Below are 22314 nucleotides of genomic sequence, written 5' to 3' on the forward strand. Positions count from 1 at the left end.
TCTCCTACACCTTCTCGACCTTGACCAGGATGCACTTCGATTCGGGCGTCTGCGAGTTGCCGTCACCGATGGCATTGGTCAGCGTATTGGCGATATATCCGGGCTTGGCCGCACCGAGGAAGCCCCAGTGGATCGGCACGCCCACCTGGTGCACGGTCTTTCCTTCGATCTGCAGGGCCTTGATCCGCTTGGTCACCATCGCAACGGCTTCGATATGGCCACGCTTGGAACTCACGCGCACGCGGCTGCCGTTGGTGATGCCCAGCTCGTCGGCCAATGCCGCACCGATCTCGACGAACTGCTCGGGCTGGATGATGGCGTTGAGCTTGCCGTGCTTGGTCCAGAAGTGGAAATGCTCGGTCAGGCGGTAGGTGGTGGCCACATGCGGGAACTCGTCCGGCGAACCGATCTGTGCACGGTCGCTGGCGAACACGCGTGCCGCGGGGTTGTTCAGCGTCAGGGCCTGGCCGGGGCTGAGCGGATTGCTGCGCAGCGGGGTATCGAACGGTTCGTAGTGCTCCGGGAATGGGCCTTCGGCCATGCCGGCCTTGGCGAAGAAGCGGGCGATGCCTTCCGGGTTCATGATGAACGGGCCCATCCCGCCGGCAGGATCTTCGTCGGCCTTGAAGTCCGGCACGTCCACGTTGCCCCAGTTCTTGCCGTTCCAGGCCAGCAGCGTGCGGCGTGGATCGAACGGTTGGCCAGCCACGTCGCACGAGGCGCGGTTGTACATCACGCGGCGGTTGGCCGGCCACGCCCAGGCCCAGCCCAGCGTGTTGCCGATGCCTGTCGGGTCACTGTTGTCACGCCGCGCCATCATGTTGCCGGTCGGGCCCCAGGCGCCGATGTAGATCCAGCAGCCGGAGGACGTGCTGCCATCGTCGCGCAGCTCGCCGAACGCGGCCAGTTGCTCGCCGGCCTTGCGCACCAGCTTGGTCGGGTCCTTCGGATCGAACACGTCGGCCAGCGCCTTGCCGTTGTATTCCATCGCCAGTTCTTCCGGCGTCGGCAGCTCCGGGTTGGAATACTTCCAGGCCAGGTCGCGTACCGGCTCCCACCACGCACCGCCATCCTTCTCGTACATCGCTTTGATGCGATGGAACAGCTCGGACATGATCTCGATGTCGCTGCGCGCTTCGCCCGGCGGGTTGGCCCCCTTCCAGTGCCACTGCAGCCAGCGCGAGGAATTCACCACCGCGCCGTTCTCCTCGGCGAAGGAAGTGGTGGGCAGGCGGAACACTTCGGTCTGGATCGTGCTCGGGTCGACGTCGTTCAGTGCGCCGTGGTTCTGCCAGAAGGCGATGGTCTCGGTTTCCAGCGGATCCATGCTGACCATGAACTTCAGCTTGGAGAACGCACTGATCAGCTTGCCCTTGTTCGGCGCCGAGGCCAGAGGATTGAAGCCCTGGCAGATGTAGCCGTGGATCTTGCCCTCGTTCATCAGCTCGTACGCCTGCAGCATGTCGTACGGCTTGTCGAGCTTGGGCAGGTAATCGAAGCACCAGTTGTTGTCGGCGGTGGCGGCATCGCCCCACCACGATTTCATCAGGCTGACGTGGAACTTCGGGTAGTTCTGCCAGAACGACATCTGGTTGGCGCGCAGGGGCTTCTGCGTGCGCTTGGCGATGTAGGCGTTGTAGTCCTGCTCATCCTGTTTCGGCAGCGTCAGGTAGCCGGGCAGCAGGTCGGACATCAGGCCGATGTCGGTCAGGCCCTGGATGTTGGAGTGCCCGCGCAGCGCGTTCATGCCGCCACCGGCCACGCCGATGTTGCCCAGCAGCAGCTGCACCATGGTGCCGGCACGCACGTTCTGTGCGCCGATCGAGTGCTGCGTCCAGCCCAGCGCGTACAGGATGGTCATCGCCTTGTCCTTGCCGGCGGTGGACGCGATCATGTCCCACACCTGGCGGATGCTGTCGGCCGGCGTGCCGCAGATGCGCTCGACCATCTCCACGGTGTAACGCGCGTAGTGTTGTTTCAGCAGGTTGTAGACGCAGCGCGGATCCTTCAGCGTCGGGTCGCTGCGCACGAATCCATCGTCACCGTAGGCATAGTCCCAGCTGGAACGGTCGTAGCTGCGCTTTTCTTCGTTGTAGCCCGAATACAGGCCGTCCTTGAAGGCGAACTCGTCCTTCACCAGGAACGACATGTCGGTGTAGTTCAGCACGTACTCGTGCTGGATGCGGTCCTCGGTCAGCAGGTAGTTGATCAGGCCGCCCAGGAACACGATGTCGGTACCGGTGCGGATCGGCGCGTACACATCGGCAACCGCGGCCGAGCGGTTGAAGCGCGGATCGACCACGATCAGCCGGGCCTTGTTGTGGGCCTTGGCCTCGGTCACCCATTTGAACCCGCACGGATGCGCCTCGGCGGCGTTGCCACCCATGATCAGGATCAGGTCGGCATTCTTGATGTCGACCCAGTGATTCGTCATCGCACCACGGCCTAGCGTCGGGGCAAGACCTGCCACCGTCGGGCCGTGTCAGACACGTGCCTGGTTGTCGAATGCCAGCATGCCGAGGGAGCGGACGACCTTGTGGGTCAGCACCGCGGTTTCATTGCTGGTGGCCGAGGCCGCCAGCATGCCAGTGGTCAGCCAGCGGTTGACCGTCTGCCCGGCTTCGTTCTTCTGCACGAAGTTGGCATCGCGGTCTTCCTTCATCAGCCGCGCGATGCGGTCCAGCGCATCGTCCCAGCTCAGCCGCTTCCACTCGTTCGAGCCCGGCGCGCGGTACTCGGGGTAGAGCAGGCGCGACTTGCTGTGGATGATGTCGGCCAGGCCGGCACCCTTCGGGCACAGCGTGCCGCGGTTGACCGGATGGTCCGGGTCGCCCTCGATGTGGAAGATGCTCGGCTCGGCGTTCTTGGCGCCATCGCCGAGGCTGTACATCAGGATGCCGCAGGCCACCGAACAGTAGGTACAGGTGTTGCGGGTCTCGGTCGCGCGGGTCAGCTTGTATTGCCTGACCTCCGCGAGCGCGATGCCGGGCGCGAAGCCCATCAGTGCCAGGCTGGAGCCGACCAGGGTTGTCCCGGTCACTTTCAGGAACTGGCGGCGGCTCATCGATGGCATGCCGTTCTCCTGGGATGGCGGGGAGGCGCAGGCCTCCGGGCTGTCGTTGGGTACGGGCCGGTTATAGCACAGGCCCCCGGATGCCCATGTGGCACAAGGCGCGGCGCCTGCCGGACGGGCCCGGAAAGGGCCTGCTCTGGTAAAGTTGCGTGCCCGCCCCCTGGGGAAGCGTCTGCCGGGCCTGGTTCCAGGATGTTCCGCGCAGCCCCCGCCGTCCTGGCGCGATCCTCCGCGCCGGATCTGGAACACCGAGGAAAAATTTTGCGAAATCAACCAATTGGGTTCCGCGCATGAGCGCCCCGTCGAAGCCGTCGGACGCCGTTGCGCGCGGCACGCTGTACATCGTGGCCGCCCCGTCCGGCGCCGGCAAGAGCAGCATCGTCAATGCCACCCTGGCCCGTGACCCGCAGATCGCCCTGTCGATCTCCTTCACCTCGCGCGCGATGCGCCCCGGTGAGGTGAACGGCCAGCATTACCACTTCGTCAGTGCCGAGAAGTTCGAGCAGATGATCGCCGCCGGCGACTTCTTCGAGCACGCCTGGGTGCACGGCGACTGGAAGGGCACGGCCCGGCAGTCGGTGGAGCCGCAGCTGGCCGCCGGCCAGGATGTGCTGCTGGAGATCGACTGGCAGGGCGCGCAGCAGGTGCGCCAGCTGGTGCCGGGCACGGTCACCGTGTTCATCCTGCCGCCGTCCAAGCAGGCCTTGCAGGACCGCATGCGCAAGCGCGGCCAGGACAGCGAGGCGGTCATCGCCCAGCGCCTGGGCGCGGCCCGCGATGAAATGCTGCACTTCAACGAGTTCGACTACGTCATCGTCAACGAGGTGTTCGACACTGCCGTGGACGAGCTGTGCGCCATCTTCACTGCCAGCCGCCTGCGCCGGGAGGCCCAGAAGGTCCGCCACGCCGGCCTGATCCAGGCGCTGCTGACCCCCGATCCGGGTGCAACTGACTGATTCCAAAAGAATCGGGTAGGGGTTGGCTTGATTTTGTCCAGCCCCTGCCAGTACACTCCGTCCCCTTTCCCTCATTCGACTGAGCGGCCGACCGGTCGCCGGGAGCCCGTATGGCCCGCATCACCGTAGAAGATTGCCTGGAAGTCGTTAACAACCGTTTCGAACTGGTCATGATGGCTTCCAAGCGTGCCCGTCAGCTCGCCAACGGCGTGCAGGCCACGCTGGACAACAGCGAGACCGAGGACAAGCCGACCGTGCTGGCGCTGCGCGAAATCGCCGCCCGCAAGATCGACAACGCCCTGATCGACGAAGTCGAGAAGGCCGAGCGTGAGCGCGCCGAGCGCGAAGCGCTGGAGTGGGCTGCCGCCGAAGTGGTCGCCGACGAAGACATGTCCAAGAACGACGATTGATCGCATCGATCAACGTAATCGTTGGATACACCGAACAGCCCGCCCCGTGCGGGCTGTTTCGCATTCAGGATTTGCCGTAAACGTCGCGCTGGAATAGGCTTCGGGCATGAACCCAGGCCCCACTGCCAAGGTCGCCGCAGCCCCCACTGCCGCCGTACCCGACTACGTCCTCCAGCTCGAACGCGCCGCCCATTACCTGCCGCCGGAACAGCTGCCGCTGTTGCGCCGTGCCTGGGAAGTCGGGGCCTCCGCGCACGCTGGGCAGACGCGCAAGTCGGGCGAGCCCTATATCACCCATCCGGTGGCCGTGGCCCAGGTGCTGGCCGAACTCGGCCTGGACGTGGAAGCGCTGATCGCCGCGATCCTGCACGACACCATCGAAGACACCCCGCTGACCCGCGAAGCGCTGGCCGCCGAGTTCGGCGAAGCCGTGGCCGAACTGGTCGACGGTGTCACCAAGCTGGACAAGCTGAAGTTCCGTGACCGCCAGGAGGCGGCCGCCGAGAGCTTCCGCAAGATGCTGCTGGCGATGTCGCGCGACCTGCGCGTGATCATGATCAAGCTGGCCGACCGCCTGCACAACATGCGCACGCTGGGCGCGCAGAGCCGCGAAGCGCGTGGCCGCATCGCCCGCGAGACGCTGGAGATCTACGCGCCCATCGCCCAGCGCCTGGGCATGAGCCTGGTCAAGAGCGAGCTGCAGAACCTGGGGTTCAAGGCGCTCTACCCATGGCGCCACGCCATCATCGAAAAACACATCCGCAGCCAGCCGGTGGTGCGCCGCGAAGCGATGGCGCAGGTGGAAGTGCAGCTGTCGCAGCGCCTGGCCAAGGAGGGCATCGAGCATCGGCTGATCAGCCGCATCAAGACCCCGTGGAGCATCTACAACAAGATGCGCGACGAGAATAAATCCTTCGACCAGGTGATGGATGTGTTCGGCTTCCGCCTGGTCGTGCGCAGCGTGCCCAGCTGCTACCACGCGCTGGGCTCGGTGCACGCCACCTTCAAGCCACTGGATGGGCGCTTCCGCGATTTCATCGCCATTCCCAAGGCCAACGGTTACCAGTCGCTGCACACGGTGTTGTTCGGGCCGTATGGCTCGCCGATCGAAGTGCAGATCCGTACCGAGGAAATGGACCTGATCGCCGAACGCGGCGTGGCCGCGCACTGGACCTACAAGTTCGGCGGCGATTCGCCCAACAGCGCACAGAGCCGTGCCCATGCGTGGATCGTCGAGCTGATCGACTCGCAGCGCGCCGCCGGTTCCTCGCTGGAATTCCTCGACAACGTCAAGGTCGACCTGTTCCCTGACGAGGTCTACCTGTTCACCCCGAAGGGCAAGATCCTGGCCCTGCCGCGCAACTCCACCGCGCTCGATTTCGCCTACGCCGTGCATACCGACGTGGGCAACATGGCGGTGGCTTCGCGCGTGGACAAGAAACTGGTGCCGCTGCGCACCAAGCTGGTGTCGGGCCAGTCGGTGGAGATCATCACCGCGCGCTCGGCCACGCCGAAACCGCAGTGGCTGGAATTCGTGGTGACCAGCAAGGCACGCACCGCTATCCGCCACCAGCTCAAGCAGCTGGAGCACGAAGATGCCGTGCAGCTCGGCCATCGCATGCTCGACCGCGCGCTGGAAGCGATGGATTCGTCGCTGGAGCGCCTGCCGAAAGGCCGCCTGGATGCGTTCCTGGCCGAACACCGGTTCCCGCGCCTGGAAGCGCTGCTGGCCGAGGTCGCACTGGGCAACTGGATGCCGACTCAGGCCGCGCAGGCGCTGATGGCCTACGCCGAACTGCGTGGCGGCCCGCATTCGCGCCACCACTCGCAGGAGAAGATCCTGATCAACGGCAGCGAGCGCGGCGTGGTCACCTTCGCCGGCTGCTGCCAGCCGATTCCCGGCGACGAGATCATGGGCTACCACACCGCCGGCAAGGGCATCGTGGTGCACCGCATGGACTGCCCGAACCTGGCCGAGCTGCGCAAGTCGCCCGAGCGCTGGGTGCCGATTGGCTGGGACACCACCGTCTCCGGCGACTACGACACCTCGCTGGTGGTGGAAGTGGAGAACGGCACCGGCGTGCTGGCGCAGCTGGCCGCCGCCATCGCACAGAGCCATTCCAACATCGAACGCGTGGACTACCTGGACCGCGACTTCAACGCCGCCGTGCTGGCGTTCAACATCCAGGTGCGCGACCGCAACCACCTGGCAGAAGTGATGCGCCGCCTGCGCCGCCTGTCGGTCGTGCAATCGGTACGCCGCCAATAACCCTGCTTCGGATCCGGGGTCGGATCCCTCTCCAACGGAGAGGGCTCTGACCCCATCATGCACGGGGTCAGAGCCGTTTCCCGCCAGGAAACGGATCCGACCCCGGCCGATGCCGCGCCCAGCCGGTACAATCACCGCTCTGTTTTCCCCCAAGCACCGGAGCGACCCATGTCCCGCCAGATCATCAACACCGAAAAGGCCCCCGCCGCCATCGGCCCGTACTCGCAGGCCGTGCGCGCCGGCAACACCGTGTACTTCTCCGGCCAGATCCCGCTTGACCCGGCCACCGGCGACATCGTCGGCGCCGGTGACGTCGAAGCACAGGCCCGCCGCGCCTTCGACAACCTCAAGGCCGTGGCCGAAGCGGCGGGTGGCTCGCTGGACAAGGTCGTGCGCCTGGGCCTGTACCTGACCGACCTGGGCGAGTTCGCCAAGGTCAACGCGGTCATGCAGGACTACTTCCAGGCCCCGTACCCGGCCCGTTCCACCATCGAAGTCTCCGGCCTGCCGAAGGGCGCCAGCTTCGAGGTCGACGCGGTGATGGTCATCGACTGACCGCCACGTGGCACGCAAGGCGGCGGTCACCCCGGTCCTGTCACCGTCCGGCGAAGCATCCCTGGCGATGCTTGCCGGCGTCGGTCCGGCCGTGGCCGCCAAACTGCAGGCACGTGGCCTGGCCACCCTGCAGGATCTCTGGCTTCACCTGCCGCTGCGCTATGAAGACCGGACCCGGCTGACCCGCATCGAAGACCTGCGCAACGGCGTGCCGGCGCAGGTGGAAGGGCGGGTGGTCGCGGTCGAGCGTGGCATGCGCTACCGGCCGATGCTGAAAGTGGCGGTGGAAGACGAAGGGCAGGGCACCCTGGTGCTGCGCTTTTTCCACTTTCGCCAGCAGCAGGTCGGGCAGTTCGCGGTCGGCACCCGGCTGCGCTGCTTCGGCACGCCCAAGCCCGGCCACCTCGGCCTGGAAATCGTCCATCCCAGCTACCAGGTGCTGGGCCGCAACGACGATCCCGAACTCGGCGACCGCCTCGACCCGGTGTATCCCACCGTCGAAGGGGTCGGCCCGATGACCATGCGCAAGCTGATCGGCCAGGCGCTGGACCGCCTGCCCGAGGAAAGCACGCTGGAACTGCTGCCCAACGGTTGGCTCGATGGCCTGGGCCTGCCGCCGCTGCGCAGCGCGCTGCTGACCGTGCACCGGCCACCGCCGGATGCCGATCTGGCCGCGTTGGCGGCTGGTACCCACCCGGCGCAGCGTCGCCTGGCGATGGAAGAACTGCTGGCCCATCACCTCAGCCTGCGTCGCCAGCGTATTGCATTGCAGGCGCACCATGCGCCGCCGCTGGCCGGCCCCGGAAAACTGGCCAAGGCGCTGCTGAAGCAGTTGCCGTTCGCGCTGACCGGCGCGCAGGCACGCGTGTTCAAGCAGATCCGTGAGGACCTTGCGCGGCCCAGCCCGATGCTGCGGCTGGTGCAGGGCGACGTCGGCTCCGGCAAGACGGTGGTGGCCGCGCTGGCCGCCATGCTGGCGGTGGAGCAGGGCAAGCAGGTCGCATTGGCCGCCCCCACCGAGTTGCTGGCCGAGCAGCACCTCAACAATCTGCGTGGCTGGCTGGAACCGCTCGGCGTGCGCATCGCCTGGCTGGCCGGCAAGGTCACCGGCAAGGCGCGCGCCAAAGTGATGGAGCAGGTCGCCAACGGCGAAGCGCAGGTGGTGGTCGGAACCCACGCGCTGATGCAGGAGGCGGTGGTGTTCCAGGACCTGGCGCTGGCCATCGTCGATGAGCAGCACCGCTTCGGCGTGCACCAGCGCTTGGCGCTGCGCGACAAGGGCGCGGGCGGCAACAGCGTGCCGCACCAGCTGGTGATGACCGCCACGCCGATTCCGCGCACGCTGGCGATGTCCGAATACGCAGACCTGGATGTATCGGCCATCGACGAACTGCCACCGGGCCGCACCCCTGTGCAGACCGTGGCCTTGAACAATGACCGTCGCCCGGAACTGATCGAGCGCATTGCGCTGGCCTGCCAGGAAGGGCGGCAGGTGTACTGGGTGTGCACGCTCATCGAGGAAAGCGAAGAACTGGATGCCACCCCGGCGCAGGCCACCTACGAATCGCTGCAGGCGCTGCTGCCGGGCGTTCGCGTGGGGCTGGTGCATGGCCGCCTGAAGGCTGCTGAAAAGCTGGCGACGATGGTGGCGTTCAAGGCCGGCGAGATCGACCTGCTGGTCGCGACCACGGTCATCGAAGTGGGTGTGGACGTGCCGAATGCTTCGTTGATGGTGATCGAGAACGCCGAGCGCCTCGGCCTGGCCCAGCTGCACCAGCTGCGTGGCCGCGTGGGCCGCGGTTCGGCGGTGTCGCGCTGCGTGCTGCTGTACCAGGCACCACTCTCGCAGATGGCGCGTGAGCGCCTGCAGACCATGCGCGAAACCAACGATGGTTTCGTCATCGCCGAGAAGGACCTGGAACTGCGCGGCCCCGGCGAACTGCTCGGGACGCGCCAGACCGGCCTGGCCGGTTTCCGCATTGCCGACCTGGCCCGCGACGCTGGCCTGCTGCCCGGCGTGCATGAATTGGCCGAGCGCCTGTTGGCCCAGCAACCGGCCCTGGCTGATCGCGTGGTGCAGCGCTGGATCGGCACCGCTGTGCGTTACGCCTCGGCGTGAGTAGTGGGGTCAGAGCCCTTTGCACAGCAAAGGGCTCTGACCCCATTTCCGGCACGCTCACCCACGCATGGCGTGGATCTATTGTACAGCCGTGCTCGGCTGCCGTTCGCGCTGCGCGCGGGAGTCGAGCATGGCTCGACGCTACAGACAGCGCTTTTGATCATTTCCATGTTCATCCACGCATCGCGTGGATGTGTCGACCAAGGTCGACACCTACCAACAGCGGTAGCGATCTGTCGAAGGCAGGGTGGGTCCGGTTGCGGGGGTGTCCGCGGCATGGGCCCGAGGCATGCCTCGGGCGGGTTGGGCAGGACGCCCAACCCAGGCCTTGCCGTGTGCGCAGGACAGCGCACACGAGCAAGCCGCGGCCGAGCCCCCATGGGTGAGGGCGCTTTGCTGGCGAAGCCCTGCTTCGCAAGCGCCCGAACGCACAGCCGCCAGCGGCTGGGCCGGCCTGGGGGTTTACGGCGTCCCCCGCAACCGGATCCACCCCGGCCTCCCCCAGGAAACCAGCTTTTGCCGTTGCTGTTGATGTTGCCTCTGCGGGTGCAGGGCGCAGCCCTGTCAGAACCCCAACCTCCGTACTTGCAACGGTCATCATCCCGGTCCACACTTCGTTGCCGATCTGAAGACGGCAATAATGACCCACAAGATCCCCCTGTTGATCGACACCGATCCCGGTGTGGACGACGCCCTGGCCCTGCTGATGGCCTTTGCCGATGAACGGCACGACGTGGTCGCCCTGACCATCGCCGCCGGCAATGTCGGCCTCGAATACACCGTCCGCAACGCCCTCAAGCTCTGTGACATCGTCGGCCGCCCCGACGTACCGGTGTTTGCCGGCAGCCCGGATCCGCTGCTGCACCCCTCCGTTGACGCTGCCCACGTGCATGGCCGTGATGGCTACGGCGACGTGGACCTGCCGCCGCCGAGCCGCCAGGCCGAGGCCGAGCACGCTGCCCTGGCCATCCTGCGCCTGTCGCACGAACACGCCGGCGAACTGATGCTGGTGATGTTGGGCCCGCTGACCAATCTGGCGCTGGCACTGAAGCTGGACCCGACCCTGCCCCAGCGCATCAAGCGCATCGTGGTGATGGGTGGCGCGGTTACCTGCCACGGCAACATCACCCCGGCAGCCGAATTCAACATCGCCTTCGATCCTGAAGCCGCGCACGTGGTGTTCACCTCGTTCAAGCACCTGCTGGTGTCGGACTGGGAGGCGACCGTTGCCCACGGCCTGCCGCTGGAGGACGCCGAGAAATGGCTGCAGGCCGATTCCGACCGCGCCCGCTTCTACGAACTGATCTCGCGCAAGACCCGCGCGCTGTCGGAAGATGCCAAGGGCGGCCGCTGGTATACGGCCGATGCGGTGGCCATGGCGTGGGCGCTGAATCCGGAAGGGCAGCTGCAGGTCGAGTCACGGCCGCTGAACGTGGAGCTGAATGGCACGTTCAGCCGCGGCGCCACCATCGTCGACTGGAACCGCCAGACCGGCCAGCCGGACAATTGCGATCTGCTGATGGCCTACGACCAGCCGCGTTTCGAGGCCCTGGTGCGCCAGGCCCTGGGCGCGGACTGACCTCGATTGACCGCCACCGGTTGCCCCGAGCGGCAACCGGTGCTTATAATGCCGCTCTTGACCACCAGCCCATTTACGGTGTGAGCCCATGAAGGCCGATATCCATCCGAACTACCGCGACGTCGTCTTCCATGACGTCACCTCCGATTTCAAGTTCCTGACCCGCTCGACCATGGGCACGAAGGAAACCATCCAGTGGGAAGACGGCAACGAATACCCGCTGGTCAAGGTTGAAATTTCCTCTGCTTCGCACCCGTTCTACACGGGCAAGCACAAGGTCATCGACACCTCGGGCCGTATCGACAAGTTCCAGAAGCGCTACGCGCGCTGATCTGTCGATCCAGCTTCGAACCGACGGCCGCGCTCTGCGCGGCCGTTTGTTTTTCCCCGACGCCAACCCAACGGGCGTTTGGATGGACGGAACACTGCGTTCGTGTGACAACGCTTTTGCCGATCCGGGCCGCTCAACGGCCGGTGTCCGGCCGCCTGTCGTATACGACTTCCGTCTAGCACCCGACAAATGCTGCTGTGCGATAATGACGTGATCCCCGGCACAGGCCGAGGACGTCATTCACGTGCCTGACCAATGCGCTTGGGCAGGCGCCTTCCCATGAAGGAGCGCACACAGTGTCCGATCTTGATCAGGTCACGCTCAACGCCGGCGATAAGTCCGTCGTTCTGCCCGTCATCAAACCCACCCTTGGCAACGACTGCGTCGACATCGCGAAGCTGACCAAGGAAACGGGGTTCTTCACCTACGATTCCGGCTTCACCGCGACGGCCAGCTGCAAGTCCGCCATCACCTACATCGACGGCGACAAGGGTGTGCTGCTGTACCGCGGCTACCCGATCGAACAGCTGTCGGAAAAGTCGAGCTACGTCGAAGTGGCCTACCTGCTGATCAACGGCGAGCGCCCGAGCGCCGAGCAGCTGAAGGCCTTCACCGATGAGCTGACCGCCGAAGCCAACGTCGACGATTCGATCAACACCCTGATCGGCAGCTTCGCCAAGGATGCCCACCCGATGGCGATCCTGGCGGCCGCGATCGCGCAGCTGTCGGCCATCTACCACGACTCGCTGGACCTGTCCGACGCCGAGCAGCGCCGCAAGGCCGCCGTGCGCCTGATCGCCAAGGTGCCGACCCTGTCGGCGCTGATCTACCGCCACGGCAAGGGCCTGCCGGCCAACAAGCCGGACACCTCGCTGGACTACGTCAGCCGCTTCCTGAAGCAGACCTTCGAGTCCGCTGACGGCCAGTACGACCTGAACCCGGACGTGGTGAAGGCACTGGACCTGCTGTTCATCCTGCACGCCGACCACGAGCAGAACGCCTCGACCTCGACCGTGCGCCTGGTCGGTTCGACCGGTGCCAACCCGTACGCGTCGGTCGCCGCTGGCGTCACCGCGCTGTGGGGTCCGGCCCACGGCGGTGCCAACGAAGCCGTGCTGAAGATGCTGGAAGAGATCGGCACTGCCGACAACGTCGAGTCCGCCGTGGTCAAGGCCAAGGACAAGACCTCCGGCTTCCGCCTGATGGGCTTCGGCCACCGCGTCTACAAGAACTTCGACCCGCGCGCCAAGGTCATCGGCGAGATGACCAGCAAGGTGCTCAAGCAGCTGGGCGTGCAGGATCCGCTGCTGGACGTGGCCGTGAAGCTGGAACAGGCCGCGCTGCAGGACGAGTACTTCGTCGCCCGCAAGCTGTACCCGAACGTCGATTTCTACAGCGGCATCATCTACAAGGCGCTGCAGATCCCGACCGAGATGTTCACCGTCATGTTCGCCCTGGGCCGTACCTCCGGCTGGGTGTCGCATTGGCTGGAACAGCAGGTCGACCCGGAAATGAAGATCGGCCGTCCGCGCCAGGTCTACACCGGCAGCGACGTGCGCGACTACCAGGGCTGATCGCCCGCGTAGGTTGTGCCGAGAACGCCCCGCATCCGCGGGGCGTTTTTTTTTGCGCGGACCTGGTAGGTGCGGACCGTTGGTCCGCACGATTTCGGCGCCCGCGAAAAATCGTCCACGCATGGCGTGGATCTACCACCGCATCCGCCTTCGGTAGGTGCCAACCTTGGTTGGCACGCGCTTCACCGCGCCAAGACCGCGTGATTCAAGGGTCTCGCCAGCTTCACGACCGCTCGCGCAGCCTCAGGACGCCAGCTGCATCCGCAGCACCTGAAATGGAGCGTCCATCCCGATGAGTACCCGATTCGACCCACCCGAGCGCGGCCCGCTTGGTCCCGACGTCGCCACTGTCGTCACCGCCCCCATCGTCGCGCCTCCCTGCGAAAGCGCCGTTTCCTGGGGCGCGATTTTCGCCGGTGCCGCCGCTGCCGCCGCACTCTCCCTCATCCTGCTCATCCTCGGTGTCGGCCTTGGCCTCTCCTCGGTGTCGCCGTGGTCGTTCGAAGGCGTCAGCAAGGAAACCTTCGGCTGGTCCAGCATCGCCTGGCTCACCTTCACCGCACTGGCCGCCTCCGGCCTGGGTGGCTACCTGGCTGGCCGCCTGCGCACCAAATGGACACAGATCCATGGCGATGAAACCTATTTCCGCGATACCGCGCATGGCTTCGTGTCGTGGGCCGTGGCCACGCTGCTGACTGCGGGCCTGCTGACCTCGGCCATCGGCGGCGTGCTCGGCACGGGCGCGAAGGTGGCCGGCGCCACTGCGGGCGCCGCTGCATCCACGGCCGGCGTTGCCGCCGCAGGTGCCGGTAGCGCTGCCGGCGCGGCTCCGGAAGGCGACCTCAACTACTGGGTCGATTCGCTGTTCCGCAGCGCGACCAGCGCAGGGCCGTCTGATCCGACAGCGCCGCCGCCGGGTGCGCCGATGGATCCGAATGCTCCCTCGCCGCCGCCGGCCGCTAGTGTCGGCCCGCGCGACGCGCGCATGGGTCCGCCGCCACGCCCGATGCCGGGCAACGGCCCGGTGGGCGACCGCCGCGAAGTCCGCGCCGAAGTGAACCGCATCATCGTCAACAGCCTGCAGGGCGAGGGCTTGGACCCGGCCGACAGCCAGTACCTCTCGCAGCTGATTGCGGGCGAGACCGGCATGAGCCCGGCCGAAGCGCAGGCCCGTGTGACCGATGTGCAGACGCGCATGCGTGCCGCGCTGGAGAAGGCAAAGACCACCGCCAAGCAGGCGGCCGACGATGCCCGCAAGGCCGCAGCGTATGCCGCGCTGTGGCTGTTCATCACCCTGCTGATCGGCGCGTTCTTCGCCAGCCTCAGCGCCACCTGGGGCGGCCGCCGCCGCGACCTTTGAACGAGGAGACCTGAGATGAAAATGATTCTGCTCTGGCTGTTGGGCGTGCCGATTCCGCTGCTGATCCTGTACGCAATCTTCTTCTGAGATTGCATCGTTGAGTGGGACCCGTCAGGCCGCCGCACGGCGGCCTGATGCCATCCCGTCGTGCGTGAGCATGTGTCTGCAGCGTCGAGCTCTGCTCGACGCTACAAAAGCAAGACGCGGCAGCTGAACTACGACTGCGCATACCGGCTCGGCGAACACCCCAGCGCACGCCGGAAGGCCGCGGAAAACGCACTCGGGCTTGCATAGCCAAGGTCCAATGCCACACGGGTCACCGCCTGCCCCTGTCCCAGCCGCTCGATGGCCGCCAGCAGGCACACCTGCTGCCGCCACTCGGCAAAACTCACCCCGGTATCGGCGCGGAACAAGCGGGTGAACGTACGCCGGCTCATGCCTGCGTCGGCCGCAACGTCATTGAGGCGGGCCGCCAGCGAGGGAGTATCGAACAGGGCACGGCAGACACGTGCAAGGCGTGCATCCGAAGGCAGGGGTGCGTGCAGGGAAAGTGCCGGCATCGACGCGATCTCCGCTGCCAGCAGCTGCATCAGTTTGCCTGCCCGCCCGTCCTCGTCGTACAGCGCAGGCAGATCCACGGCGGCCTCCAGCAACTGTCGCAACAACGGCGATACCGCATACACGCGGCACTGCATTGGCAGCGCCACCGCCATCGCCGTCCCGACAGAGAGAAAGGCATTGAGCATCGTCACCGGACCGCGCATCGTCATCTCATGCGCCAAGCCTGCAGGTACCCAGCAGGCACGCTGCGGTGGCACCAGCCAGCGTCCCTGTGGCGTCGTCACGCTGATGGTGCCGCGCGCAGCGAACGCGAACTGCCCGCGTCGATGGGCATGGCGGGGAAACGTGAACTCGGCTGCGTAGTCGTTCGAGGTGACCACGACATCGCGTGGCAGGTCTTCGTACGGATCAAGCAGCGAATGGCGCATGGCCCGGATTCTATAGTCATTGACCCGTCATCGACAGTGGGCCGGATCCGCGCTGCCTAGCATCAGCACTCCTCTCAGCTGCAATGGAACTCCATGGCCAACACTTTCCATCGCGTGGGGCACGGCCCTCACGCTGTCCTGGTGCTGCATGGCTGGTTCGGCGACGCGCACGCGTTCGAGCCGATCGAGCCATGGTTGTCACGCGATGACTTCAGCTACTTCTTCATGGACTGCCGCGGCTACGGCGGCATGCGCGATGCGCAAGGGGCCTACACCATCGACGAGATTGCATCCGACGCATTGGACCTGATGACGTCCCTCGGCCTTGAACACTTCAGCCTGGCAGGTCATTCGATGGGCGGCATGGCCATTGAACGCGTGGCGGTGCTTGCGCCGGAACGTGTGCGCGGCATGGTGGCCATTGCGCCGGTGCCCTGCGGCGGCATTGCCTACGACGCTGCGACGCGACGCCTGCTTGAAGCGGCAGCCGGAGACGTCGGCATCCGCCGGACCATCATCGATCGCAGTACCGGCGGACGGCTGCCTGCGCAATGGCTCGACTGGAAGGCCGCGTATTCGGCGGCACATGCGTCACCTGCGGCATTTGCTGCCTATCTTCCGGCGTGGGCGGATACCGACTTCAGCAGCGAGGTCGTCGGCAACCATCGGTTGAAGGTGCTGGTAGGTGGGCACGATCCCACCTTCAACCGTGCACTGATGGAGCGCACCCATCTGCGCCGCTACCGGCAGGCCACGATGGATGTCCTGGCCGATGCCGGGCATTACCCGATGAATGAGGCGCCGCTGGCCCTGGTGGCGGCGATGGAATCATTCCTGAAAGACGCGTCGGGTCCGCGATGAATGGTTTCTGACATGGGATGTCGTTTTCACATCTTTTCGGAGTTATTGCATGGGCGTCACTTTCGAGGCGAGGGAAGCTGTGGGCACTTATCCCTGCATGGACAACACCATGAACCGACGACTCACCCTTGCGCTCATCGCCACCACGTTGAGCCTGCTCAGCGCTGGGGCCTTTGCCCAGTACACCGGCCCGGGCGCCACCGATGCCGTCACCACAGTGGCCGAGGCGCGCGCCCAGCGTGACGATCAGCCGGTGGTGCTGCGGGGCACGCTGGTGGCCAGGATCGGCCACCAGCGCTACCGCTTCAAGGACGCCACCGGCGAGATCGATGTGGAAATCGACGACAAGGATCTGCCCAGCCACCAGGCCGTCAGCCCGACCACCGTGGTGGAGTTGCACGGAGAGGTGGATACGCACCGCTTCAAGCCCACCGACATTGATGTGGAGTACGTCGCCGTGGTGCCTGCGCATTGAAGGTCGTTCGCGATTTCTACACGTAGCGTCGAGCCGTGCTCGACTCATGCGCACACGGTGCGCCTCAAGCGACAGTCGAGTATCGCTCGACGCCACAAATGCAACGCAATGAGGTTTCTTGCATTCAAGTCGTGAGGAAATATGCATAATCCTCAAACATTGAAAGCCCTCAAGAATTCTTCTTAACGTCCAGCTATTTAGGAATCGTTGCATGGCCTGCGTGCGGTAGGCCTACCTACCATTCTCTCGTCGCCCGTGACCACCTCCACGGGCGGCGCCTCCCTCCCTTTCTCCTTGGGGAGGGGGGCTTTCAAATTCCCCCTGTCCGAGAGAGACACACATGCACGCCATTCTGAAGAAGGCCACGCTCGCTGCAGCGCTGGCCACCGTTTCGCTGTCCGCCAACGCGTTCGACGCCGACATCAAGGTCTGGGCCAACGTCGACCCGACCCTGGCCCTGCTGAAGGCCGATGGCACCGCGCTGGACTCCGTCGTGAACCTGGTCCACAACCCGGTCAGCGGCCTGGTGCCCTGGACCCAGCAGGTGCGCATCTACTCCAACGACGAAGACAAGGACATCGAAGTGCGCGTCGGCAGCGCCCCGCAGCTGCTCAATACCGATGGCAGCGGCGCCCCGGTACCACTGACCGTCAGCCTCAACGGCAAGGCGCTGACCGTGGCCGCACAGGACTTCACCGCCTCCGACCTGTTCGACGGCGCGCTGCCGGGCGCATCGATCCCGATGCCGCTGCGCATTGCGCAGACCACCCAGGCGCCGATCGCCAAGGGCGGTACCTACGAAGGCATCGTCACCATCGCCATGCAGCAGAAGACCGCCAGCCCGTAAGGCGCCCGCGCCGGCCCGCATCCCGGGCCGGCCGCTTCCGGTAACACCCCCATGAAATTTCCCGCACCCGCCGTCACCCGGCTGGCGGTCGCGCTCGCACTGTCGTTGGCCACGCCCCTGGTCGCGGCGCGAGGCGTTCCCGCCGGTTTCGAGGATCTGGTCGAAGGCCAGACCGAACAACTTGAGGTGCGCCTGTTCGGTCGCTCGACCAGGCTGGTGCCGGTGCGCGTGACCCTGGAACACGTGCAGCTGGAATCCCCGGCCGAGGCGCTGCAGGCATTGCAGCTGCCCGCCGAGGCACAGGCCGCGTTGTTGCCAGCGCTGTCGCAGCCGCTGCCGCGCAACAGCCATCTGGCCTGCCGTTACGGTGGCGCCAGCGCCGGTTGCGGTTACATCGATCCCCCCGAGGAGCCCACCGCCGTGCGCGCGCTGTATGACGAAGGCGAGGGCGCCGTGCGCCTGTTCGTCGCCCGCCAATGGATTCCCGGCGAACCGGCCGCCGAGCGCTACCACCAGGTCAGCGCCAATGCCGAAAATGCCTTCCTGCACCAGCACACGTTCAACGTCAGCGGCGGCCGCGGCTACCAGTCGCTGGCCGCGCAGGGCATGGGCGCGCTGGGTGTGTTCCAGCGCGGGCACCTGTCTGCCGATTGGACCTTCAGCCAGCAGCACTATCGCGGCGGCCGCGCCAACCGCGATTTCCAGCTGGACAACGCCTATTACCGCCATGACCTAGGGCAGCAGCACTACCTGCAGGCCGGGTGCATGGACCGCCGCAACCTGAGCAGTCCGCAGGGCGGCACCTTCAGCTTCAGCATGCTGCCGATGGACCGCTTCCAGGGCCTGCGCCTGGGCACCACGCAGGCCTACGTGGATTCGGCGGCCGCCGTACAAGCCACGCCGCTCACCGTGCTGCTGGCACGCGATGCACGGGTGGATGCGTTCGATGGCGAGCGCCTGCTGCAGACCTTCTACCTGCAGGCCGGTATCAACCAGCTCGATACGCGCCGGTTTCCGCTGGGCAACTACACCGTCACCCTGCGCATCTACGAAGACGGTGTGCTGGTGCGCAGCGAGGACGCGCCGTTCGACAAGGGCGGCGACTGGACCGACAGCAGCGTGCAGTGGTTCATGCAGGGTGGCCGCCGTAACGAGCGCCGCAGCGACCGTTTCAACGACGAGCTGGCAGCGATGGCCGGCCTGCGCGTGCCGGTATCGCGCAACGTGGCAGTGACGGCCGGCATCGCCGACCTCGGCGGCTTCAGCTATGGCGAACTGCGGCTGGACCTGCGCCATGTGTTCGCCACCCAGGAGATTCGCGGCACCTTCAGCGGCATGCACGGCAGCGATGGCAGCCGTGGCCAGCAGCATCAGCTTTCGTATCGTCGCCGCGCCTCGTGGAATGTGTACCACCAGCGCATGCGCGGCCGCGCCTGCCAGTTCGAGGACGACGCGCGCGACCGGCTCGGCTGTGCAGACTCGCTCAGCGCCTCGATGGCGCTGCCAGTGGCGGGCGGCAATGCCTACGTGGCCTACACCCGCCGCCAGACCTGGCGCGCAGGCACCGTGCAACCAGGGCTGGGGGATGACCCGCTGGCCGGGCTCGACCCGCTGCTGCCGCCGTGGGTGCCACAGCGCACGCGCGTGCCGCAGCTCAGCCGCACCTGGCAGGCCAGCTACAGCCGCAGCCAGCGCTGGGGCGAGTTCAGTGTCTCCAGCCGCATCGGCGTGTGGCAGCAGACCAGTGGCGGCGGCCTGCGCGATGGTCGTGACCGCGGCATCTACTTCAACGTCAGCCTCAACCGCCTGCAGCGCGGCGACCACGGCAGTTCGCAGCGGCGTTACGGCCTGGATGTGCGCCAGCCGCAGCACGCACGACCGGACGTCAACTACAGCGCCGGCCAGACCCTGCGCCAGGAATACGAAGACCAGTACCGCGAAGTGTCCGGCGAACTGCGCGGCAACAACAACGAACGCTACAGCGCCACGCTCAGCGGGCAGCTGCAGAACCGCATCGGCCAGACCGGCGCTACGGTATCCCGCTACCAGCACCAGGGTGGCAACGAGGTGGCGTACAGCGCCACGCACAGTTCCGGCCTGGCCATCGGCTCGCGCGGGCTGTACTGGGGCGCAGGCGTGGGCGCCGATGCCGGGCTGGCGGTGCAGGTGGATGGCACCGACGACCTGGATCTGACCGGCGTGGCCGCCGAACTGCAGGTAGGCGGACTGCGCCGGCAGCGGCTGAAGCTGGGCGAACGCCGCCTGCTGCCGGTTTCCGCCTACCAATCGCACCGCGCCGAAGTGCAGGACGCCAGCGCCCTGGACAGCATCGCCGCTGTGCGGGTGAGCGGCGTCGGCGGTGCGCGCCCGCTTTTCCTCTCGCCCGGGCGGCTGGTGCGCATGCCGGTGCCGATTGAAGTGACCTACACCTTCATCGGCAACGCCCACGACATCGCCGGTGCACCGCTGCGCGGCGCCCGCATTCTCAACGCGCCGGTGCCCGGCACCGGCAGCAATGGAGGCTTCGTGGCCGACTTCCCACGACGCGAGAAGACCCTGTACCTGCTGCAGGACGACCGGCTGCTGCATTGCCCGCTGCAGGTGCGCGAGCGCCGCAGCGTGGTGATGCTGGTAGGTGCGGTGCAATGCGAACCGCTGGCCGTGGCGCAGCTGCCCGCCGACATCCGCCATCAGGCACGGGTGACGCGACTGCTGCAGGAGCAGGCGTTGATTGCCGCCACGCCGCAGACCGCGGCCGCGGGAGGTACGCAGTGAACCGCCGGGTGTGGTGGGTGATGGCGGTGCTGTGTGCGCTGGTGGTGCTGATGCCGCGAGCGATGGCGCAGCGGCCGCCGGACTTGGATCCAATTGGCGCCGCCCAGCAAAGCCATGTCATCTCATACGATCGATCCTCAATGCCAGGTGAGATTGTCCTGTATGCGCGGAGAACTCCCCTTGGATACAACCTCGATCAAGACCTCGGCTACGGGCGAATTCATCTGACATGCCGATCCGAAACAGACGCAAAGAGTGGAAAGTGCAGAACGATTGGAGATGGCACGACTGGATCCAGAGCGACAGAGATCCCGTTGCGGTTCGTTGAGCGCAGAAGTGGGCTCTGGACGGAAATCAACGTAGTTGGCTCTCTCCAGCGCGCGTATGGCGATCAACGTTGCTATCGCGGCTATTGGGAAGACACTGACAGGCCTATCCACACAACTTTTGGAGCGACATGTATTGATGCTCCCGCAGTTGGAACTGGCGTCGATCTTCGCATTCCTAATGGGGAGTTGGCGAAGCTTGTGGCTGGACACTGGGATGCTGAGCTAATCCTCGATCTGCATGTGGACGTCAACGGAGGCGTGATCGGTACCCACGCCTTTACCTTCGACTTCACCATTACCGACTACAACGCGGTCTCCATCTACTTCCCGCTGTTCGACCAAGTCACCCCGCACGTCGGCCTGAACCTGCAGTACGACCCGATCGCGCAGACCGTCGGCGGTCGCGCCCAACTCGACATGTGTCTGTACGACGGACTGGGCTCGCAGAGCCAGTACCTGGGCGTCACCGTGCGCGACAGCGGGCCGCGTCCTCCGGGGCCTTCCGGCTACTCGGTCTGGCATACCGACGGCGGCAGCGACGCCACGCAGCGCGTGGACTACACCGTCACCCTCGATCACAACGGCAGCGCCATACCGCTGCGCAACGGCGTGGAGCAGCTGCTGCACGGCATCGATACCGCAAAGCTGCGCCTGGTGCTGTTGCCCGGCATGACGCAGCCGGTGTTCTGCGTGCCCACGCCGTTGACGCTGGACACCCCCCGTGTGCCGGTCAGCAGCAAACGCCCCGGCTACTACGACGGCGACCTCAAGGTGGAACTGCGCGTTCCCACTGTCACGCCCTGATTCCCATGGAGCCCCCGATGAAGCCTTTCATTCGCTGCCTGCTTCCCCTGTCGCTGCTGATGGCGATGCCTGCCCACGCCAATCTCACCGTGCACCCCATGCGCACGTCGGTAGACGTGAAGAAGGGTGCGCAGATCCGCATCTATTCGCAGTCCACCCAGCCGCAGTACGTGCAGGCCTCGATCAAGCGCATCGTCAATCCCGCCGGTGCAGACGAGCAGGAGGTCGAGGTCGAGCCCGGCGAAGCGGCCATCGCCATCACCCCCGGCAAGTTCGCGCTGGCAGGTGGCGGCAATCGCCTGATCCGGGTGATTCCGCTGCAGCCGGTCGAGAAGGAAACCGCCTACCGCGTGTACTTCGAAGGTGTGCGTGGCCCTGAAGGGATCGAACGTGCAGGCGAGGGCGAGCGCGCACAGGCCAACATCGGCGTCAGCCTGGTCTGGGGGGCGCTGGTCAATGTGCTGCCTGCGCAGCCTGCCATGGCGGTGCAGGTGGAAGGAAACCGGCTACTCAACACCGGCACGGTGCGCGTGGGCATCACCAGCATCGCCGACTGCGATGGCGCGCGCTGCACCGCGCACGACGTGTCGCGAAGCCTGTACCCGGGCAGCGCGCTGGAACTGCCTTTTCCCGTGCAGCCCGGACACACGCTGCAGATGCGTTACCGGCTGACTCGCGATGGCTATCGCGAGCACGTACAGACCCTGGCGCCCAGCGCCGGCTGATTCCCCAGCCCCGCCAGCGGCGCTGGTGGGGTTCTTCCTCGAACCCTTTGTTAAGGAGAGCCAATGAATCGTATCTACCGTCGTCTATGGAGTCGCACTCGGCAGTGCTGGGTGGTGGCCAGTGAAGTTGCGCGTGCGCGCGGAAAGCGTCAGGCAACTTGCGCTCGTCCGTCACTCGCCCTGGGCCTCTCCCTTGGCTTGGCACTCCTGCCAGTGGAGTCCGCATTCGCAGGTAGAAATCTCCACTCCTGTTGGAATGCAAGTCAGGGATGCGTACCCATGT

The 22314-nt window shown here is 66.0% G+C and carries 17 protein-coding genes and 1 pseudogene; 16 read left to right on the forward strand and 2 right to left on the reverse strand.

Annotated elements, in window-relative coordinates:
• Positions 1-4: 4 nt before the first annotated feature.
• Positions 5-3073, reverse strand: coding sequence for a formate dehydrogenase-N subunit alpha (fdnG, locus tag AC5P7S_RS03440; RefSeq protein WP_141239396.1), 3069 nt, complete (start codon positions 3071-3073; stop codon positions 5-7).
• 290 nt (positions 3074-3363) lie between these two features.
• On the opposite strand from fdnG, the gene gmk reads away from it, so the two are divergent.
• The 9 genes from gmk (at position 3364) to AC5P7S_RS03485 (ending at position 14226) form a co-directional block, all read left to right on the forward strand.
• Positions 3364-4029 carry a guanylate kinase gene (gmk, locus tag AC5P7S_RS03445; protein WP_005410878.1) on the forward strand — a complete coding sequence of 222 codons (666 nt, stop codon included), beginning with the start codon at positions 3364-3366 and terminating at the stop codon, positions 4027-4029.
• 110 nt (positions 4030-4139) lie between these two features.
• Complete coding sequence (gene rpoZ, locus AC5P7S_RS03450; protein WP_005410877.1) at positions 4140-4439, forward strand: DNA-directed RNA polymerase subunit omega; 300 nt, start codon at positions 4140-4142, stop codon at positions 4437-4439.
• 106 nt (positions 4440-4545) lie between these two features.
• On the forward strand, positions 4546-6708 hold the full coding sequence (locus AC5P7S_RS03455) for a RelA/SpoT family protein (RefSeq protein ID WP_005418955.1): 2163 nt from the start codon (positions 4546-4548) through the stop codon (positions 6706-6708).
• Between the two features lie 168 nt (positions 6709-6876).
• Positions 6877-7263, forward strand: coding sequence for a RidA family protein (locus AC5P7S_RS03460; protein ID WP_005418954.1), 387 nt, complete (start codon positions 6877-6879; stop codon positions 7261-7263).
• 7 nt (positions 7264-7270) lie between these two features.
• Positions 7271-9382, forward strand: coding sequence for an ATP-dependent DNA helicase RecG (gene recG, locus AC5P7S_RS03465; RefSeq protein ID WP_005418953.1), 2112 nt, complete (start codon positions 7271-7273; stop codon positions 9380-9382).
• Between the two features lie 640 nt (positions 9383-10022).
• The gene (locus AC5P7S_RS03470) at positions 10023-10961 is read left to right on the forward strand and encodes a nucleoside hydrolase (protein WP_065197147.1); all 939 of its coding nucleotides are present in this window, start codon (positions 10023-10025) and stop codon (positions 10959-10961) included.
• Positions 10962-11049: 88 nt separating this feature from the next.
• Positions 11050-11292, forward strand: a complete 243-nt coding sequence (locus AC5P7S_RS03475; RefSeq protein WP_005418951.1) for a type B 50S ribosomal protein L31 — start codon at positions 11050-11052, stop codon at positions 11290-11292.
• Positions 11293-11588: 296 nt separating this feature from the next.
• On the forward strand, positions 11589-12866 hold the full coding sequence (locus AC5P7S_RS03480) for a citrate synthase (protein WP_095379067.1): 1278 nt from the start codon (positions 11589-11591) through the stop codon (positions 12864-12866).
• A gap of 292 nt (positions 12867-13158) precedes the next feature.
• Entirely contained in the window at positions 13159-14226 is a 1068-nt protein-coding gene (locus AC5P7S_RS03485) for a hypothetical protein (protein ID WP_095379069.1), read from the forward strand.
• Positions 14227-14441: 215 nt separating this feature from the next.
• Here AC5P7S_RS03485 and AC5P7S_RS03490 read toward each other — a convergent pair whose 3' ends face one another.
• Positions 14442-15215: an AraC family transcriptional regulator gene (locus tag AC5P7S_RS03490; protein ID WP_095379071.1), complete on the reverse strand. Its 774-nt coding sequence runs from the start codon at positions 15213-15215 to the stop codon at positions 14442-14444.
• A gap of 93 nt (positions 15216-15308) precedes the next feature.
• Here AC5P7S_RS03490 and AC5P7S_RS03495 point away from each other — a divergent pair, with 93 nt between their 5' ends.
• The 7 genes and pseudogenes from AC5P7S_RS03495 to AC5P7S_RS03525 all read left to right on the forward strand — a co-directional run.
• A complete protein-coding gene (locus AC5P7S_RS03495; protein WP_095379073.1) occupies positions 15309-16076 on the forward strand; it encodes an alpha/beta fold hydrolase in 768 nt (255 codons plus the stop codon).
• Positions 16077-16185: 109 nt separating this feature from the next.
• Positions 16186-16551 (forward strand): NirD/YgiW/YdeI family stress tolerance protein, encoded by a 366-nt coding sequence (locus AC5P7S_RS03500; RefSeq protein ID WP_095379087.1) that lies wholly within the window; start codon positions 16186-16188, stop codon positions 16549-16551.
• A 340-nt stretch (positions 16552-16891) separates the two neighbouring features.
• Positions 16892-17398, forward strand: coding sequence for a CS1 type fimbrial major subunit (locus AC5P7S_RS03505; RefSeq protein ID WP_049453695.1), 507 nt, complete (start codon positions 16892-16894; stop codon positions 17396-17398).
• A gap of 51 nt (positions 17399-17449) precedes the next feature.
• Positions 17450-20173 carry a TcfC E-set like domain-containing protein gene (locus AC5P7S_RS03510; RefSeq protein ID WP_095379076.1) on the forward strand — a complete coding sequence of 908 codons (2724 nt, stop codon included), beginning with the start codon at positions 17450-17452 and terminating at the stop codon, positions 20171-20173.
• 62 nt (positions 20174-20235) lie between these two features.
• The gene (locus tag AC5P7S_RS03515) at positions 20236-21306 is read left to right on the forward strand and encodes a CblD like pilus biogenesis initiator family protein (RefSeq protein WP_495213597.1); all 1071 of its coding nucleotides are present in this window, start codon (positions 20236-20238) and stop codon (positions 21304-21306) included.
• Between the two features lie 17 nt (positions 21307-21323).
• Positions 21324-22031 carry a pilus assembly protein gene (locus AC5P7S_RS03520; RefSeq protein ID WP_095379078.1) on the forward strand — a complete coding sequence of 236 codons (708 nt, stop codon included), beginning with the start codon at positions 21324-21326 and terminating at the stop codon, positions 22029-22031.
• Between the two features lie 63 nt (positions 22032-22094).
• A pseudogene (locus AC5P7S_RS03525) lies at positions 22095-22226 on the forward strand (ESPR domain-containing protein); the annotation flags it as partial.
• Positions 22227-22314 lie beyond the last annotated feature (88 nt).

This window comes from Stenotrophomonas sp. YJH_SMC_32 (assembly GCF_059369975.1).

Excerpts from the sequence above, each read along its gene's own strand:
- gmk (WP_005410878.1), top strand. The coding sequence starts at position 3,364 with ATGAGCGCCCCGTCGAAGCCGTCGGACGCCGTTGCGCGCGGCACGCTG.
- rpoZ (WP_005410877.1), top strand. The coding sequence starts at position 4,140 with ATGGCCCGCATCACCGTAGAAGATTGCCTGGAAGTCGTTAACAACCGT.
- AC5P7S_RS03455 (WP_005418955.1), top strand. The coding sequence starts at position 4,546 with ATGAACCCAGGCCCCACTGCCAAGGTCGCCGCAGCCCCCACTGCCGCC.
- AC5P7S_RS03460 (WP_005418954.1), top strand. The coding sequence starts at position 6,877 with ATGTCCCGCCAGATCATCAACACCGAAAAGGCCCCCGCCGCCATCGGC.
- AC5P7S_RS03470 (WP_065197147.1), top strand. The coding sequence starts at position 10,023 with ATGACCCACAAGATCCCCCTGTTGATCGACACCGATCCCGGTGTGGAC.
- AC5P7S_RS03475 (WP_005418951.1), top strand. The coding sequence starts at position 11,050 with ATGAAGGCCGATATCCATCCGAACTACCGCGACGTCGTCTTCCATGAC.
- AC5P7S_RS03485 (WP_095379069.1), top strand. The coding sequence starts at position 13,159 with ATGAGTACCCGATTCGACCCACCCGAGCGCGGCCCGCTTGGTCCCGAC.
- AC5P7S_RS03490 (WP_095379071.1), bottom strand. The coding sequence starts at position 15,215 with ATGCGCCATTCGCTGCTTGATCCGTACGAAGACCTGCCACGCGATGTC.
- AC5P7S_RS03495 (WP_095379073.1), top strand. The coding sequence starts at position 15,309 with ATGGCCAACACTTTCCATCGCGTGGGGCACGGCCCTCACGCTGTCCTG.
- AC5P7S_RS03500 (WP_095379087.1), top strand. The coding sequence starts at position 16,186 with ATGAACCGACGACTCACCCTTGCGCTCATCGCCACCACGTTGAGCCTG.
- AC5P7S_RS03505 (WP_049453695.1), top strand. The coding sequence starts at position 16,892 with ATGCACGCCATTCTGAAGAAGGCCACGCTCGCTGCAGCGCTGGCCACC.
- AC5P7S_RS03510 (WP_095379076.1), top strand. The coding sequence starts at position 17,450 with ATGAAATTTCCCGCACCCGCCGTCACCCGGCTGGCGGTCGCGCTCGCA.
- AC5P7S_RS03515 (WP_495213597.1), top strand. The coding sequence starts at position 20,236 with ATGGCGCAGCGGCCGCCGGACTTGGATCCAATTGGCGCCGCCCAGCAA.
- AC5P7S_RS03520 (WP_095379078.1), top strand. The coding sequence starts at position 21,324 with ATGAAGCCTTTCATTCGCTGCCTGCTTCCCCTGTCGCTGCTGATGGCG.